A 16,321-nucleotide genomic window follows, 5' to 3' on the forward strand; every position below is an offset into this window, starting at 1 on the left:
GGGCTCAGGGCTCAGGGCTCAGGGCTCAGGGCTCAGGGCTCAGGGCTCAGGGCTCAGGGCTCAGGGCTCAGGGCTCACGGGCTCACGGGCTCACGGCTCACGGCTCACGGCTCACGGCTCACGGCTCACGGCTCACGGCTCACGGCTCACGGCTCACGGCTCACGGCTCACGGGCTCCGCGGCACTACCGACGTGCTGCACATCACCCGAGCATTCAATTCCCCCTTCTTCACGCGCGCCGACACCCCCCCGAAACACCCGCAACCAGACTGGCTACAATATGGGCCTCTCCCATGCTGGCCTGAATGATGATCACGATCTATCACAACCCCCGCTGCTCGAAGTCCCGCGAGACGCTCGCGCTGGTCGAGGCGCTGAATACCACCGGCACGCCGGTGAATGTCGTCGAATATCTGAAGACGCCGCCGACGGTCGAGGAACTGGAAACGCTGCATCGTCAGCTGGCTTGCCCGGTGCGCGACGTGCTTCGCGATGGCGAGGAGCCGTACAAGACGCTGGATCTGGCCCGCGGGAGTCTGATCGATGCGGAGGCGTACGAAGCGATTGCCGCCCATCCGATTCTGCTGCAGCGTCCGATCGTCGTGTATCGAGGCAAGGCAGCCATCGGCCGGCCGCCCGAGTCGGTGCGTGTGCTGTTCGAGTAATTGTTGTTCGGCGTATTTTTCTTATTGTGTCAGTCCGGCACGAGCGTGCCGGATTGATCGACTGAATTCGTGTGCCGCGGCTCGCAGCGACAATCACCGAGCGCGCCGGATCGACTCGCCAAATTCACACACTGCCACTGCCGCCGACCTCTAGCGCATCGCCCCCACGCGGTGCCGCACTCGATGACCGCGAGCGACCTCCAGCGTTAACCCATCGACGTCGCCAAGGACCTCCCCGCCAGCCGCCGCAACGCATGACCGCGGAACGACACAGACATCGACTCAGCCGACTCAGCCGACTCAGCCGACTCAGCCGACTCAGCCGACTCAGCCGACTCAGCCGACTCAGCCGACTCAGCCTCGACCATCTCCCGACGACGCCGCATCCCGATCATCGCCCACCCCATGGGCACCCCGCCCCGCCGCCGCATGTGCCGCCGTCCGCAGCAGCGCGATCTGCCCGCGATACGCGCGGCATCCGCTGCAAGCCGGCAGATGCACGCGCACCTGCAGACGCTCATGCAGCGTCAATGACCGGTCGAGCGCATCCGACAGCAGTCGCGTCACGTCCCTACATTTCCCCGGCAGCATCTTCGGTCGTCAGTCCTTTTTCGCTGAGGCAGGTGCGCAGGCGCGTGCGCGCCCGATACAGCAGCACGCTGCAATGGTTCGTCGTCAACGTCAGTTCGGTGCAGATATCGTTGATCTCGACATCGAGGAATTCGCGCATCATGAACACGCGCCCGATGTGTTCCGGCAAATGATCGAGACAGACTTGGAACAGCATCCAGAACTGCTGTTGCTGCAATAGCGTCTCGGGGCGCGGCCACGGCCGCGGCTTCGTATGCGCGGCCCAGTGGCCGTTTTCCTTGAACAGCTCGCGATCGAGCGCGGATTCGCCGTCGAGCTCCGCATCGAGCGCGGACAGGCTCACCGTTCGCTGCCGCGCGCGCAGGATGTCGATCAGCTTGTTGCGCAGGATCCCGAACACCCAGGTCTTGTGCGCGGATCGTCCCGCGAACTCGCCCGCGTGCGACCACGCGGCGGTCAGCGCTTCCTGCACGGCATCCTCGGCCGCATCGGCATCGCGCAACTGGAGTCGCGCGAAGCGCAGCAGGTCGCGCCGCAGTTGCGTGAGATAGGGAGGATCGTCGTACGCGGACGGCATGGCAGGTCGGGAGCCTTACGAAGCGGAAGCAATCGCGTGCGCCACCGGGCGGGCGCGTTGCGAGCAGCTTACTGGGCGCGACGCCGTGCTGCAACGCATGTTCCGTCACGATTTCACGAAGCCGGCCGACGCGCTGCGCTATGCTTGCCGGAACCTTGCGTCGCGGGGCACGAAATCGCGATGCGAGCAGTTTGTAACATCAGACCATAACGGTCGAGTTATCCACAATTTCTGTGGAAAACCTTGTGGAAAGTCGGGCGGTCTGCCCCGTGGGACGGTTCGCGGGCTGGCTTGCCTATAAACAGACCTTTGTCGCCTGTTTCGATTCAATCGATCCGATTCCCCACTCACCGGAAGGAGAAAGCCATGTCCTATCGTGTTGCAGTCGTCGTCGGCAGTTTGCGTCGCGGTTCCTGGAATCGCGCGCTCGCGCACGCCGTGATCTCGATCGCCCCCGCCGATTTCTCGTTCGAATTCGTCGAGATCGGCGAGCTGCCGCTGTACAGCCAGGACTACGACGCGGATTTTCCGGAAGTCGCGAAGCGCTTCAAGGCGTCGATCGAAGCGGCCGACGCGCTGCTGTTCGTCACGCCCGAGTACAACCGCTCGATTCCGGGCGTGCTGAAGAACGCGATCGACTGGGGCTCGCGCCCGTGGGGGCACAACTCGTGGTCCGGCAAGCCGGGCGCCGTGCTCGGCACGTCGCCGGGTGCGACTGGCACCGCGCTCGCGCAGCAGCACCTGCGCAACGTGCTCGCGTATCTCGACGTGAAGACGCTCGCGCAGCCGGAAATGTTCATCAAGCATGACCCGGCGCGCATCGACGACCAAGGCCAGATCGTCAGCGAGGACACCCGCAAGTTCCTGCAGGGCTTCGTCGACCGCTACGTCGACTGGGTGCGCATGCTGAAGTCCGCCTGATCGCCATATCCTTCCCGGTGCCGGTGCCGGTGCCGGTACCGGCACCGGCCCGCGTGCCGCGGGTCAGGTGTTGGTGTGCCGCGCATCGCGCGCTTCGCGGATGCCGAGCAGGATCTCGTCGAGCAGCGCGATGTCGAACGGCTTCGACAGCACACGCACGTTGACGGTGCGCGTGCGGTCGAGTTCCTCCGCGTAACCGGTGACCAGGATCACGGGCAGCTTCCCCGGCCGCTTGTCGATCGCTTCGGCGAGATCGATGCCGTTCAGGCGGCCCGGCATGTGGATGTCCGAGATGACCAGATCGAACGCGTCGTTCGCGGCCGCGCCCTCGATGAGGCGCAACGCGTCGTCGGCGGTGGGCGCATAGGTGACGCGGTGCCCGAGCAGCGTGAGCAGCGCTTCGGTGCCGGCCGCGACTTCGCTGTTGTCTTCGACCAGCAGCACGTGCAGGCCCGCGAGCGCGCTCGTGTCGTGCGCGACGGCCGGCGGCCGCGCGACGATGTCTTCGACGCGTGCGCGCGGCAGGTAGAGGCGCACCGACGTCCCGGCGCCGACCGCGCTGTCGATCGTCGCCAGGCCGCCCGAGCGCTCGCAGAACGCGAACACCTGCGGCAGCCCGAGCCCCGTTCCCATCCCCTGCGCCTTCGTTGTGAACAGCGGCTCGAACGCGCGCGCGAGCACCTCGGGCGCCATGCCCGAGCCCGTATCGTCGAGCGAGATCTGCACGAAGTCGCCGGTCAGCGGAAAGCCATCCTCGCGGCGCAGCGTCACGTTGCGCGCGCCGACCGTGAAGCGGCCGCCGATCGTCATCGCGTCGCGCGCATTGACGGCGAGATTGATCACCGCGAGTTCGAGCTCGGCGACATCGACGCGGATCGGCCACACACCGGGCTCGATCGCGACGACCAGCGACGACTTCGAACCGAGCGACGTCTTCAGCAGTTCCCGGCACGTGCCAACCCATTGGCCGATGTCGATCGTCTCGTTGTGCAGCGGCTGCTTGCGCGCGACGCCGAGCAGCTGGCGCGTGAGCGACTGGCCGTTCTTCAGCGCGCGTTCGATCGCGCCGAATTCCTTGTCGAGATGCTGGACGCCGCGCCGCCGCGCGATCTGCACGTTGCTCGAGATGATCATCAGCAGGTTGTTGAAATCGTGCGCGACGCTGCCGACCAGGTTGCCGAGCGCCTGCATCTTGCGCGACTGCCGGTACGCGGATTCGATCGAGCGCCGCATCGACGCTTCCGCCTGCCAGCGATCCCAGGCCTCCTCTTCCGCCTTCAGCCGCTTCAGCGACAGCCAGATCACCGACCACAGCGCGATCGACGGCGCGAACATCGAGATGACCAGCACGCTCAAGTGTTCGTACCATTCGCGCCGGATCGCCGACGTGCGGTACGCGCAGGTCACGTACACGGGGTAGCTGCCGACCTGGCGGTACGCGACGATTTCGGTGGCGCCGTCGTGGCGCACGCGCACGATGCCCGCGCGTGGATCGTTGCGTTCGTTGCCGAACGTGGTCGTGAGATCGGTGTGCGCGAGCGACGGCGGCGGCGGATACGACGCGATCACCGCGCCATCGGAGCGCGCGAGCGCCATCGTCATCGGCGTGGCCGCGCCGCCGAGAAGCTCGCGGTAGAACGAATTGAAGTACGACGATTTCAGCGCGATCGACACCATCCCGGCGAACGAACCGTCGCTATGACGGCGCGCGACGCCGGTGTTGAACACGGGGATGTTCTCGAGCTTGAGCGGCCCCATCATCAGCCGCGAGATATGTTCGATGACCTTGCCGTCGCGAATGCCGGCGAAGTCGTCGCGGTTCGCGATCGACGCATAGGGCGCCGGATAGTAGAGGCTGTTCGCGAGCAACATGCCGCTCGCGCCGAAGATCGACACCGCGGCCACCTGCGGATAGCCGCCGCCGATCGTGTTCAGCGCTTCGTGGATGTCGGATTCCTGGCGGCGCACGCTGGCGTCGTCCATGTCCTGCACGAGGTCGACGATGCGCGCATCGAGCGTCTCGGTCAGGTCGAACACCTTGAGCGCATGCTCCTCGGCGACACGCACGGTGCGCATCGTCACGTCGCTCGCCGCGGCTTCGCGCGCCTTCAGGTCGTTGTACGCCATGACCGACACGTAGATGCACGGCAGCACGATCGCGGCGACCAGCAGCACGATCAGCGTCACGCGCCGCACCGCGAAATCGTGCTCGGGCGCGCCGGCCGAATAGCTGCCGCCATCCTGCCAGTCGTCGGCAGGCGTGGAGGCGGGCGGGCGGGAGTTGGCGGGACGTTCGGACGTCATTGAAGAGAGCGGGTCAAGCTGTGGTGTTCAATCATAAACGAGTTGCACCCGCGCGCCGTACCCGGCGCAGCGGGGCAACCTGATGATTCCGACAGGGGTAAGGCGAAAGTTTGAAAACGCTATGAATCCGGCAGCGCAAACGTACACAAAGAAAAATTTTGCGTGCTTATCTCGAAAATGATCGCGGCTGTTTCCGGAATGCCGGCCGATTGGATCGATTTTGTTCGAAATGGTGAATATGGCGAGTTGCACCGCCTCCGGTTTACTCAGAGAATCGCGCCTTGCTTTCCCTATGACAGATATATGCGCCCGCGCCGGCGTTTGCGGCGCGGTGTGTCGCGTGCGTCGTGCCGCGGCGCCCGCGCGCGTCCGCACGGTGGCAGCCAGCGCTTGATTGCATGGCGCCTCAAGAAGCGCGCCGCGCGGTCGTTAACGCGAGAGAGACCATTCCGAATACCGCTTCGCTGCCATGCCTTTGCCGATCGTGATCGCCGACGACTCTTTGCTCGCTCGCAAACTTCTGACAAAGGCACTGCCCGGAGACTGGGACGTCGATGTCGCGTATGCGGCGAATGGTCGCGAGGCGCTGGCGCTCTATCGTGACGGCAAAGCTTCCGTGATGTTTCTGGACCTGACGATGCCCGACATGAACGGCTATCAGGTGCTGGAGACACTGCGCCACGAAGATATGAACACGTTCGTGATCGTGGTATCCGCCGATATCCAGCCGCAGGCGCAAGCACGCGTGCGCGAGTTGGGCGCGATCGCATTCGTTGCCAAGCCCGTGACGTCGGAGGCATTGCTGCCCATTCTCAAGGAGTATGGGTTGTATGCCTGAATCGGTGTTCACGGCGGAGCAACGCGACGCGTTGCAGGAGATCGCCAACCTCGCGATGGGACGCGCCGCCGCACGGCTCGCGCTGCTGCTCGGACATTTCATCGAATTGTCGGTACCGCGCGTGCGCGTCGTGAAGGCCGCCGATGCGGGCGACGCGCTGCGCGAGATGACGGGCATCCGCGAGAACGTGACGGCGGTGCGCCAGGGCTTCCGCTCCGACATCAAGGGCGAGGCGATCGTGCTGTGCCGCAGCGCGGGCGTCGCGCGGCTCATGTCGCTGATGGACCGCACGTTCGGCGACGGCGTGTATGCCGGCATGGCGACGCAGGACGAACTCGTGTTCGATGTCGCGAACGTGCTGATGAGCGCGTGCGTCTCGTCGATCCTCGACGAACTCGGCCGCAAGCCCGTGTTCTTCCCGCCGGGGCTGCTCGGCGCGAACGTGTCGTTCGACGACGTGTTCCAGCCGAACGTGCTCGCATGGAACGTCGCGCTGCTGCTCGAAGTGAATTTCGGGCTCGAGGATCACGCGTTCCGCGCACATTTCGTGATGCTGATGGCCGAGGATTCGATCCGGCTGATGGCCGACTCGCTCGACGCGTTGCTGTCCGCGCTATGACCGCTACTACCCGCCCCACCGCCACCGCGACCGCCGCGTCGCTGAGCGACCTCGTGATCGAACGGGTGGGCTTCGGCCTGTTCGTGCTCGACCGCTCGATGACCGTGCTGATGTGGAATCGCTTCATGCAGGACCACAGCGGCATCCCGGCTGCCGACGTGATCGGCCGCAACCTGTTCGACTGCTTTCCGGAGCTGCCGCGCGCGTGGCTCGAACGCAAGCTCGAGAGCGTGTTCCAGCTCGGCAGCTTCGCGTTCAGCTCGTGGGAGCAGCGGCCCTACCTGTTTCGCTTCGAGCACGATCGGCCGATCACCGGCGGCGTCGACTACATGCAGCAGGACTGCACGTTCATGCCGCTCACGCGCGGCCGCGAAGTCGAGGCCGTCTGCGTGACGATCTCGGACGTCACGCACGTGAGCGTGATGCAGCGCGAGCGCGAGGAAGCGGTCGCGAAGCTGCGCGAGCATGCGAATTGCGACGGCCTCACCGGCATCGCGAACCGGCGCTTCTTCGAAGCGCGGCTCGGCGACGAGTTCGCGCGCTGGCAGCGCTACGGCGGCGACCTGTCGATGCTGCTGTTCGACCTCGACCACTTCAAGACGATCAACGATCGGTTCGGGCATGCGGCCGGCGATGCGGTATTGCGCGAGACGGCGCGCCGCGTCGCGTCGATCGTGCGCTCCCAGGATACGTTCGGCCGCTTCGGCGGCGAGGAATTCGCGCTGCTGCTGCCGTGCACGAATCTCGACGAGGCGATGCGGGTGGCCGACAAGGTGCGCGACGCGATCGGCAGTACGCCGGTCGACGCGGAAGGTGTGAGCGTGCCGGTGACGGCGAGCGTCGGCGGCGCGTGCGCGACGGTGGGCGCGACGGCGTTCGACGTGCTCGTCAACGAGGCCGACACCGCGCTCTATCGCGCGAAGCGGCTCGGGCGCGACCGGTCGATCGCGTACGCGTGAGCAGCGCTGCGTGACCATTGCGTCGCCGTGCCGCCGCTCCCGCGCGGCGCCGGCGATGCATGTCGTTCAGCTTTTCGCGATATCCGCGAGCACGCCCGCCAGCACGGCCGGCTGCGACACGAACGGCGAATGACTGCTGTCGAGCTGGTGCACGTGCGTCGGGTTGCCGGGCACGAACGCGTCGGCTTCGTCGATGAAGCGCTGCTGCAGCGCCGGGAGGATCACGCGATCCTCCAGGCACTTGATGTAGTGACGGTCGATCGCCCCCCAGCGCGCGGCGGTTGTCGGGATCGCGGTCGCGAACGGCGCGGCCGGCACGTCGCAGGTCATCAGGTTCGCCATCGCCTCGAAGTCGGCTTGCGGCGCGTCGTCGTACAGCGCGCGCTTCGCCAGCGCGCGATACGCGGCATCGCCGCTGCGCGGATCGATCCGCAGCGCGCCGGCGACGCGCGGGCTCGCGAGCATCAGCGGCGCCAGCATTTCACCCTTGTTCTCGGGCGCGCGCACGTAGTCGAGGCCCGGCACGCCCGACGCGGGCATGAACGCGGCGAGATAGACGATCTTCGCGATCTTCTCCGGCGCGCGTTCCGCCGCGGCCGTGATCGCGAGCCCGCCCATGCTGTGGCCGACCAGCACGACCTTGCCGTGGCCCAGCGCGTATGCGTCGTCGACGGCCTGCATCACCTGCGTCGCGTAATCGTCGAGCGTGGTATTCGCGACCGGCGACGGTTCGGCGCCGAAGGCATCCTTGTCGAGCGGCCGTTCGAGATAGGATGCGGGAAAGCGGGCGTTGATGCCGTGTGCGGGCAGATCGCGCGCGATCGACAGGTAGCCGCGCGCCGCCAGCGCGGCCGCGACGTGCGCGTAGCACCACGCACCGTGCCACGCGCCGTGCACCAGCACGAAAACGGGATGGTCGGATGGCGCGGTGGCGGTTACGTTCGTCTCCATGGTGTCCGTCTTTTTCGAGAAAGATGTTCATCTTAGACGAAGGCGGGTGGCCGAAACCGCGCGCGTCGAGGTGGGCACGCGCGGGCGGACGGTGCGCGTGCTCGCGCCGGTTGTCGGGACGAAGCCCTTTTGTCTCGTACAGGCCACATTTCGTTCCGATCTGATTTGAATTTGCGCCGAAGCGCGCTAATTTGACGCTTTGTTTCCGATGGCGCCCCATGAACGTCGATTACCTCTTCTACCGGCGGCCTGACAAGCCCGGTCCCTATTCCCTCGACGACCTCGGCGAGATCGCGCCGCCGATCGGCCCGAGCGACGTGGTGCGCGCGGGAATCACCCGCGTGTTCGACGAGCTCGACTGGCACGAGTCGCCCGACGTCCCGGGCGCGTGGTTCGGCACCGGCGGCTCGTCTTTCCAGTTCACGGCGGAGCCCGACGGCTGCGTGACGAGCTTCATGGGGTCGCGGCTCGAACGCCGTTTGGTGCTGCAGCTGACCCGCGAAATGGGGCTCATCGCGCTCGATCTGCAGCGCGACATCGTCTACGGCTGACGGGCGACGCAACGCCATTCCCCGCCGGGGCCGGCCGCACCAGCTCCCGCCGGCCTTTGCGCGGCCCGCCGGGCGCGGCACGGGTCCGCCATCGAACTTCAAAGATTGCTATACTTTCGCCCAATTCCGGCTTCCGGCCGGTAATTTGTGCCTGTCTGCGTCGATCGTTCGCATATCTCGCACGCATTTGACGCCCTGACCAACCCAGCCGGGCATGGCTTCTTCAATCGCCCCGCGTGGGCGTCTCCGTGGAGCTCGTCTTGGCCGTTTCCAATCTCGTCGTGGACGAACAAGAAACCGACGCCGCTGCCGTCACATCGGGCAGTTCTTTCTATTTGGCGATGCGCATCCTGCCGGCGGTGCAGCGCGACGCGATGTTCCAGGTCTACGCGTTCTGCCGCGCGGTCGACGACATCGCCGACAGCGACCTGCCGCGCGCCGAGCGCAACGCGGGCCTCGATCGCTGGCGCGCGGACATCGACGCATGCTTCGCCGGCCAGCCGCCGCGCCATCTGGTCGCGCTCGAACGCGAGATCCGCGCGTTCGACCTGAAGCGCGAGGATTTCCACGCGATGATCGACGGAATGGCGATGGACGCCGCCGAAGACATCTGCGCGCCGGACGAACCGACGCTCGACCTGTTTTGCGATCGCGTGGCGAGCGCGGCCGGCCGTCTGTCGGTGAGGATTTTCGGGATCCCGGAAGCGGAAGGCATCGAGCTGTCGCACCACCTCGGCCGCGCATTGCAGCTGACGAACATCCTGCGCGACATCGACGACGATGCGGCGATCAACCGCTGCTATCTGCCGCGCGAGCTGCTCGCGCGCGAAGGCATCGCGATCACCGATCCGGCGACGATCGTGCGCGACCCGGCGCTGCCGCGCGTCTGCGCGACGCTCGTCGAGCGCGCGCTCGAGCATTTCCGTGCGGCGGACGCCGTGATGGATACCTGCACGCGTGCGCAGGTGAAGGCGCCGCGCATCATGTCGGGCGCGTATCGCTGCATTCTCGAGGCCGCGATCGCGCGCGGCTTCGCCGCTCCGCGCGCGCCGCTGCGCAAGCCGAAGGCGCGCATGCTGATGATCGCCGCGCGTTACGCGCTGTTCTGAGCCGATGCCCAGAACCGTCCACGTGATCGGTGCAGGACTCGCGGGCCTGTCGGCCGCCGTCGAGCTGCAACGTCGCGGGCGGCGCATCGTGCTGCACGACGCGCATGCGCACGCGGGCGGCCGCTGCCGCTCGTGGTTCGACGGAACGCTGAACACGACGCTCGACAGCGGGCTGCATCAGGTGTTCGCGGGGCAGCCCGCGACGCAGCGCTACCTGCGTGCGATCGGCGCGGCCGATCAGCTCACGGGGCCCGCGCTGCCTGAATGTCCGGTGGCCGACGTCGCGTCGCAGCAGCGCTGGACGCTGCGCTTCGGCAACGGGCGCTGGCCGTCGTGGCTGTTCGACGCCGCGTCGCGCGCGCCGGGCACCACGCCGCTCGACTACCTCGCGCTGGCCTCGCTCGCGTTCGCGCGCACCGGCCGCTCGCTCGCACAGACGATGCGATGCGACGGCGTGTTGTGGGATCGTTGGCTGCGCCCCTATTTCCTCGGGGTGCTGAACGTCGAGCCGCGCCACGCGAGCGCCGAGCTCGCGCGCGCGGTGCTGTGCGACACGTTTGCCGCGGGCGGACCGGGCTGTCGGCCGCTCGTCGCGCGCCACGGGCTCGGCAGCGCGTTCGTCGAGCCGGCGCTGCGGATGCTGCAGCACGGCGGCGCGCAGATCCGGCTGAACTCGCGGCTCGACGCGTTCGAATTCGGCGCGCACGGCAACGCGGTCGATGCGGTCACGGTCGGTGGCGAGCGCGTGGATCTCGCGCCGGGCGACGCGATCGTGCTCGCCGTGCCGCCCGAGGTCGCGCAGCCGCTCGTCCCGGATCTCACCGCGCCCGACACGTTCAGCGCGGTCGTGACCGCGTACTTCGCGGTCGACACACCGGCTGGCGGCTCGCCGCAGACGACCGTCGTCAACGGCGTCGTCGACGCGGTGCGCTCCGGCGGCGGCATGCTCGCGGCGACGATCCGGGACGCGGGCCGCTGGCTCGACATGCCGCGCGACGCGCTCGCGCGGCGCATCTGGGACGACGTTGCACGCGTGAGCGGCGCGAACCCGGAAACGATTCCCGCGTGGCAGCTCGTCGTCGAGCCCCGCGCGGGCTTTGCGGCGGTGCCGTCGCAGGAAATGAAACGTCCGGCCGCGCGTACGCGCTGGACGAATCTCGTGCTGGCGGGCGACTGGATTGCCACCGGTTTGCCCGCCACGATCGAGGGCGCGATCCGTTCCGGCCAACTGGCCGCGGACGTGCTCCAGACACAGTAAGTAACAGAGGGACCGATGAACGATCTCACCGAAATGGCTACCCTGTCCGCCGGCACCGTGCCGGCCGGGCTCGACGCCGCCGTCGCCAGCGCGACCGACGCGCTGCTGGCCGCACAGAACGCGGACGGACACTGGGTCTACGAACTCGAGGCCGACTCGACGATTCCCGCGGAATACGTGCTGCTCGTCCACTATCTCGGCGAGACGCCGAACCTCGAGCTCGAACAGAAGATCGGCCGCTATCTGCGCCGCGTTCAGCAAGCCGATGGCGGCTGGCCGCTGTTCACCGACGGCGCGCCGAACATCAGCGCGAGCGTGAAGGCGTATTTCGCGCTGAAGGTGATCGGCGACGACGAGAACGCCGAGCACATGCAGCGCGCGCGCCGTGCGATCCACGCGATGGGCGGCGCCGAGATGTCGAACGTGTTCACGCGGATCCAGCTCGCGTTGTACGGTGCGATTCCGTGGCGCGCGGTGCCGATGATGCCGGTCGAGATCATGCTGCTGCCGCAGTGGTTCCCGTTCCACCTGTCGAAGGTGTCGTACTGGGCGCGTACCGTGATCGTGCCGCTGCTGGTGCTCAACGCGAAGCGTCCGATCGCGAAGAACCCGCGCGGCGTGCGCATCGACGAGCTGTTCGTCGACCCGCCCGTCAACGCCGGGCTGCTGCCGCGCCAGGGCCACCAGAGCCCCGGCTGGTTCGCGTTCTTCCGCGTGGTCGACCATGCGCTGCGCGCGGCCGACGGCCTGTTCCCGAGCTACACGCGCGAACGCGCGATCCGTCAGGCCGTGTCGTTCGTCGACGAGCGCCTGAACGGGGAGGACGGCCTCGGCGCGATCTATCCGGCGATGGCCAACGCGGTGATGATGTACGACGTGCTCGGCTATGCGGAAGATCATCCGAACCGCGCGATCGCGCGCAAGTCGATCGAGAAGCTGCTCGTCGTGCACGAGGACGAAGCGTACTGCCAGCCGTGCCTGTCGCCGGTGTGGGACACGTCGCTCGCCGCGCACGCGCTGCTCGAGACCGGCGATGCGCGCGCCGAGGCGGCCGTGATCCGCGGCCTCGAATGGCTGCGCCCGCTGCAAATCCTCGACGTGCGCGGCGACTGGATCTCGCGTCGCCCAAACGTGCGGCCCGGCGGCTGGGCGTTCCAGTACGCGAACGCGCACTACCCGGACGTCGACGACACGGCGGTGGTCGCGGTGGCGATGGATCGCGTACAGAAACTCAAGCACAACGACGCGTTTCGCGATTCGATCGCGCGTGCGCGCGAGTGGGTCGTCGGGATGCAGAGCAGCGACGGCGGCTGGGGTGCGTTCGAACCGGAAAACACGCAGTACTACCTGAACAACATTCCGTTCTCGGATCACGGCGCGTTGCTCGATCCGCCGACGGCCGACGTGTCGGGGCGCTGCCTGTCGATGCTGGCGCAGCTCGGCGAGACGCCGCTGAACAGCGAGCCGGCGCGCCGCGCGCTCGACTACATGCTGAAGGAGCAGGAGCCGGACGGCAGCTGGTACGGCCGCTGGGGGATGAACTACGTGTACGGCACGTGGACGGCGCTGTGCGCGTTGAACGCCGCGGGCCTGACGCCGGACGATCCGCGCGTGAAGCGCGGCGCGCAGTGGCTGCTGTCGATCCAGAACAAGGACGGCGGCTGGGGCGAGGACGGCGACAGCTACAAGCTGAACTATCGTGGCTTCGAGCAGGCGCCGAGCACCGCGTCGCAAACGGCCTGGGCGCTGCTCGGCCTGATGGCGGCCGGCGAGGTGAACAACCCGGCCGTCGCGCGCGGCGTCGAATACCTGATCGCCGAGCAGAAGGAACACGGGCTGTGGGACGAGACGCGCTTCACGGCGACGGGCTTTCCGCGCGTGTTCTACCTGCGCTACCACGGCTATCGCAAGTTCTTCCCGCTGTGGGCGCTCGCGCGCTATCGCAACCTGAAGCGCGACAACGCCACGCACGTGACGTTCGGGCTGTAACGCGTGGCGCCGACGCAGCACAACGGCACGTTGCCCGTCATCGCCGTCACGGGGATGGCGTTCGAGGCACGCATCGCACGCGGTCACGGCGTCGAGGCCGTGTTCGCCGCGCGCGCCGACCGGCTCGAGCGTGCGCTGGCCGAGGCGACCGCGCGCGGTTGCGCGGGCATCGTGAGCTTCGGCACGGCGGGCGGGCTTGCGCCCGACCTCGCGCCCGGCGCGCTCGTGATCGCGGACGCGATCGACGGGCCGTTCGGCCGCGTGCAGACCGATCCGGCCTGGAGCGCGCGGCTCGTCGCCGCGCTGCACGACACGCCGGTGTGGGCGCGCGTCACGCGCGGCACGATGGCGGCGGTCGGCGCGCCGGTGGTCAGCGAGCAGGAAAAGACCTCGCTGCATCGCGCGAAGGGCGCGCTCGCCGTCGACATGGAGTCGCATATCGCCGCGGCGTTCGCGGCGTCGCGCGGCGTGCCGTTCGCGGTGTGCCGCGCGATCGTCGACCCGGCGTGGCGCACGCTGCCGCGCGCGGCGACGGCCGGCCTGCGCGACGACGGCAGCACCGCGATCCTGCCGATCCTGCGCGAACTGCTGAAGCAGCCGTCGCAGCTCGGCCCGCTGCTGCAGGTCGCGGGCGACGCGCGCGCGGCGCGCACGACGCTGATCCAGGCGCGGCACGCATTCGAGCGTGCGGGCGCGATGCGGATCGTCTGAGCGGCGTTCGCGGCTTTCTGCTTTTCTGCTCCCCTTCTTTTTTCATTTTGCGTATGCGCAAAATGTGCGCTGCATGATGCAGCGCGCTTCGTCCATTCGAGACCGGCGCAATTAGCACGACGGTCTGGGGAATGAGATCCGTGCGATCTCCAGGCAAGGAACGCCGACATTGAATTTCAGCGGTGGATCTTGTTGTAGATGATAAGGACAACCACTCATATCTCAAAAGTAGCTCGCAGCCCAAGGCATGCGCATCCAGCCTATCAGTTCTGTCAGGTATTTTTTGAGACGGCCTTTGAGGCTACATTCAATGCATTGCCGACAGCGAGTCTGTCGGAGGTCTTGTACGGAATTCAGAATTCTCTCTCTTCATGAACCCTCATCTCCTAGATGCGTACAACCGTGAATTGCTCTATTTCAAGGAGCTGATGGAGGAGTTCGCCCACGCGCATCCAAAAATTGCACGCAGGCTTGGCATGCATGCAGGTGAGATCGGCGACCCTTTCGTGGAGCGTCTGGTGCAGGCCGCGAGTTTTACAACGGCTCGGCTGCAATTGCAGCTGGATGCCGAATTCCCGCTGTTCACCGGCCGGCTTCTTGAGACTGTTTATCCGAACTACGTTGCCCCGACACCTTCGATCGCGGTAGCTCGCCTGTTTCCCGACGAGCAGGAGGGCAACCTGCTCGAGGGTTTTTGCGTGCCGCGTGGCACGGCGTTCGCGAGCCGCGTGCCGGACGGCGAGCGCACGTCCTGCACGTTTCGTAGCGGTCTGGATGTGACGGTGTATCCGTTGGAGATTGTTTCTGCGAGGTTGACCGGGGTTCCGCCTGATATTCCATCGGTGGAGCGCTATAGTCGAGCAGAAAAGCCGATTCGCGGCGCGTTGCGAATCAGGTTCCGTACCACGGGCGAAGCACGATTCGAGGAGTTGCGCGGCTTGGATCGACTGCCCGTCTATTTGGCCGGCGATGAGCACGTCGCGTCGCGACTGTTCGAGTTGATTCATGCCGGTGCTGTGGCTTCCGTGACAGGAGTGCCTAACCGGTTCGGCGATGCACGGCAACCATTGGGGATGGTCTCCGATCGAGCGGTCGACTATGCAGGAATGGCTGCCGACGAGTGCTTGCTGCCGCTGGATTGGCCCAAGTTTCACGGCCACAACCTGTTGCACGAATATGCGGCGTGTCCCGCGCGTTTCTGGTTTTTCACGCTGACCGGTCTGAATGCCGGATTGCGACACGTGACCGATCGCGAGGCCGAAGTCGTCGTGTTGCTGGATCGTTTCGATAGCGCATTGGTCGAGCATGTCGACGCGTCCCGATTCGCGCTCTTCTGTACACCCGTCATCAACCTGTTTCGCCGCAAAGCCGATCCCGCGGAAATACCGCATACAGGTAGCGAGATTCTGTTGCAACCCGACAAGCAGAACGGCGCGGACTATGAGGTGTTCGCGGTGGAAGCGTTGCATGGATTTGTGAGCAAAGGCGCGGCGTCGCTTGAGTTCAGGCCGCTGCATCGAGCGCTGACGAACGATGAGTCCCGTCAAGGACGCTACTTCACGACTCGCCGCGAACATCGAATGACAAAAGCGTCGCATCGCCGCTACGGGGCACGTGCCACGTCCGCGGGTACCGATGTTTTCGTATCGTTGGTCGACCAGGATGAGCGGCCCTATCCACAGGCCATGAAATATCTGTCAGTCGACGCCTGGCTGACGAACGGCGATCTGCCGAGCTTGTTGGCACCCGATGGCGCGAGGGATCTGACCGTCGCAATCAGTGCGCCGATAAGAAGCACGGGTTTGATCCGTGCCCCGAGTCTCTCGCGCGCCCCGCTGGCACAGGGCGAGGCGGCGTGGCGGCTGATCAGACAATTGAATCCCGGTTTCGGCATGTTGGACGCACAGGATGGGAGTGGACTGCGCGATGTCCTGGCGTTATTCGGTGCCGCCGACGATACGCGCTACCGCCGCCAGATAGACAGCCTCATCCGTGTCGATACGAACCCCGTGACGAGGAAACTCCCCGGGCAAAGCCAGTTGCGATTCGGGCGAGGCATCGAGTGCGTGCTGACGGTGGATGAAGCTGGCTTTGATGGCGTGAGCCCTTATCTGTTCGGGTTGATCCTCGAGCATTACGTCGCGCGTCACGTTTCGACACATTCTTTTACTCAGGTCGTATTGCGCTCGCCACAGCGCGGCGAGTTGATGCGCTGGCCGGTTCGAACGGGGACGCGCAGCGCAGCCTGACTCACGGAGGAAAGCGGTTCATGCAGTCG

At 66.4% G+C, this 16,321-nt stretch carries 15 protein-coding genes; 11 read left to right on the forward strand and 4 right to left on the reverse strand.

Annotated features, from left to right (window positions below; genetic code table 11):
* Positions 1-308 precede the first annotated feature (308 nt).
* Positions 309-665, forward strand: a complete 357-nt coding sequence (arsC, locus tag SB786_RS16040; RefSeq protein ID WP_410728426.1) for an arsenate reductase (glutaredoxin) — start codon at positions 309-311, stop codon at positions 663-665.
* Between the two features lie 354 nt (positions 666-1,019).
* Here arsC and SB786_RS16045 read toward each other — a convergent pair whose 3' ends face one another.
* On the reverse strand, positions 1,020-1,256 hold the full coding sequence (locus tag SB786_RS16045; RefSeq protein ID WP_410728296.1) for a zf-HC2 domain-containing protein: 237 nt from the start codon (positions 1,254-1,256) through the stop codon (positions 1,020-1,022).
* Positions 1,237-1,833 carry an RNA polymerase factor sigma-70 gene (locus SB786_RS16050; RefSeq protein ID WP_410728297.1) on the reverse strand — a complete coding sequence of 199 codons (597 nt, stop codon included), beginning with the start codon at positions 1,831-1,833 and terminating at the stop codon, positions 1,237-1,239. Before SB786_RS16050 ends, SB786_RS16045 begins: the two co-directional genes overlap by 20 nt.
* A 366-nt stretch (positions 1,834-2,199) precedes the next feature.
* On the opposite strand from SB786_RS16050, the gene SB786_RS16055 reads away from it, so the two are divergent.
* Complete coding sequence (locus SB786_RS16055; RefSeq protein WP_410728298.1) at positions 2,200-2,754, forward strand: NADPH-dependent FMN reductase; 555 nt, start codon at positions 2,200-2,202, stop codon at positions 2,752-2,754.
* Positions 2,755-2,817: 63 nt separating this feature from the next.
* On the opposite strand, the gene SB786_RS16060 is transcribed toward SB786_RS16055, so the two are convergent.
* On the reverse strand, positions 2,818-5,058 hold the full coding sequence (locus tag SB786_RS16060) for a response regulator (RefSeq protein WP_410728299.1): 2,241 nt from the start codon (positions 5,056-5,058) through the stop codon (positions 2,818-2,820).
* A 469-nt stretch (positions 5,059-5,527) separates the two neighbouring features.
* Between SB786_RS16060 and SB786_RS16065 the strand changes: the two genes are divergently transcribed.
* Genes SB786_RS16065 through SB786_RS16075 form a run of 3 tightly spaced genes read left to right on the forward strand, consistent with a single transcriptional unit; the run spans position 5,528 to position 7,474 of the window.
* Positions 5,528-5,896, forward strand: a complete 369-nt coding sequence (locus tag SB786_RS16065) for a response regulator (protein WP_006757764.1) — start codon at positions 5,528-5,530, stop codon at positions 5,894-5,896.
* Complete coding sequence (locus SB786_RS16070) at positions 5,889-6,515, forward strand: chemotaxis protein CheC (RefSeq protein ID WP_410728300.1); 627 nt, start codon at positions 5,889-5,891, stop codon at positions 6,513-6,515. Before SB786_RS16065 ends, SB786_RS16070 begins: the two co-directional genes overlap by 8 nt.
* Positions 6,512-7,474, forward strand: a complete 963-nt coding sequence (locus tag SB786_RS16075) for a GGDEF domain-containing protein (protein WP_410728301.1) — start codon at positions 6,512-6,514, stop codon at positions 7,472-7,474. The genes SB786_RS16070 and SB786_RS16075 overlap by 4 nt, the downstream gene beginning before the upstream one ends.
* A 66-nt stretch (positions 7,475-7,540) precedes the next feature.
* Here SB786_RS16075 and SB786_RS16080 read toward each other — a convergent pair whose 3' ends face one another.
* The gene (locus SB786_RS16080) at positions 7,541-8,425 is read right to left on the reverse strand and encodes an alpha/beta fold hydrolase (RefSeq protein WP_410728302.1); all 885 of its coding nucleotides are present in this window, start codon (positions 8,423-8,425) and stop codon (positions 7,541-7,543) included.
* A 218-nt stretch (positions 8,426-8,643) separates the two neighbouring features.
* On the opposite strand from SB786_RS16080, the gene SB786_RS16085 reads away from it, so the two are divergent.
* The 6 genes from SB786_RS16085 (at position 8,644) to tssF (ending at position 16,292) form a co-directional block, all read left to right on the forward strand.
* Positions 8,644-8,976: a hypothetical protein gene (locus SB786_RS16085; protein ID WP_410728303.1), complete on the forward strand. Its 333-nt coding sequence runs from the start codon at positions 8,644-8,646 to the stop codon at positions 8,974-8,976.
* Between the two features lie 260 nt (positions 8,977-9,236).
* The gene (hpnD, locus tag SB786_RS16090; RefSeq protein ID WP_006757769.1) at positions 9,237-10,085 is read left to right on the forward strand and encodes a presqualene diphosphate synthase HpnD; all 849 of its coding nucleotides are present in this window, start codon (positions 9,237-9,239) and stop codon (positions 10,083-10,085) included.
* Positions 10,086-10,089: 4 nt separating this feature from the next.
* Positions 10,090-11,343 (forward strand): hydroxysqualene dehydroxylase HpnE, encoded by a 1,254-nt coding sequence (hpnE, locus tag SB786_RS16095; protein ID WP_410728304.1) that lies wholly within the window; start codon positions 10,090-10,092, stop codon positions 11,341-11,343.
* A gap of 15 nt (positions 11,344-11,358) precedes the next feature.
* The gene (gene shc, locus SB786_RS16100; protein ID WP_410728305.1) at positions 11,359-13,332 is read left to right on the forward strand and encodes a squalene--hopene cyclase; all 1,974 of its coding nucleotides are present in this window, start codon (positions 11,359-11,361) and stop codon (positions 13,330-13,332) included.
* Between the two features lie 3 nt (positions 13,333-13,335).
* Positions 13,336-14,043, forward strand: coding sequence for a phosphorylase (locus tag SB786_RS16105; protein ID WP_105784747.1), 708 nt, complete (start codon positions 13,336-13,338; stop codon positions 14,041-14,043).
* A gap of 371 nt (positions 14,044-14,414) precedes the next feature.
* Positions 14,415-16,292 carry a type VI secretion system baseplate subunit TssF gene (gene tssF, locus SB786_RS16110; RefSeq protein WP_410728306.1) on the forward strand — a complete coding sequence of 626 codons (1,878 nt, stop codon included), beginning with the start codon at positions 14,415-14,417 and terminating at the stop codon, positions 16,290-16,292.
* Positions 16,293-16,321: the final 29 nt, after the last annotated feature.

The sequence above is a fragment of the Burkholderia sp. SIMBA_062 genome (genome assembly GCF_046534765.1).
GTDB lineage: Bacteria > Pseudomonadota > Gammaproteobacteria > Burkholderiales > Burkholderiaceae > Burkholderia > Burkholderia ambifaria.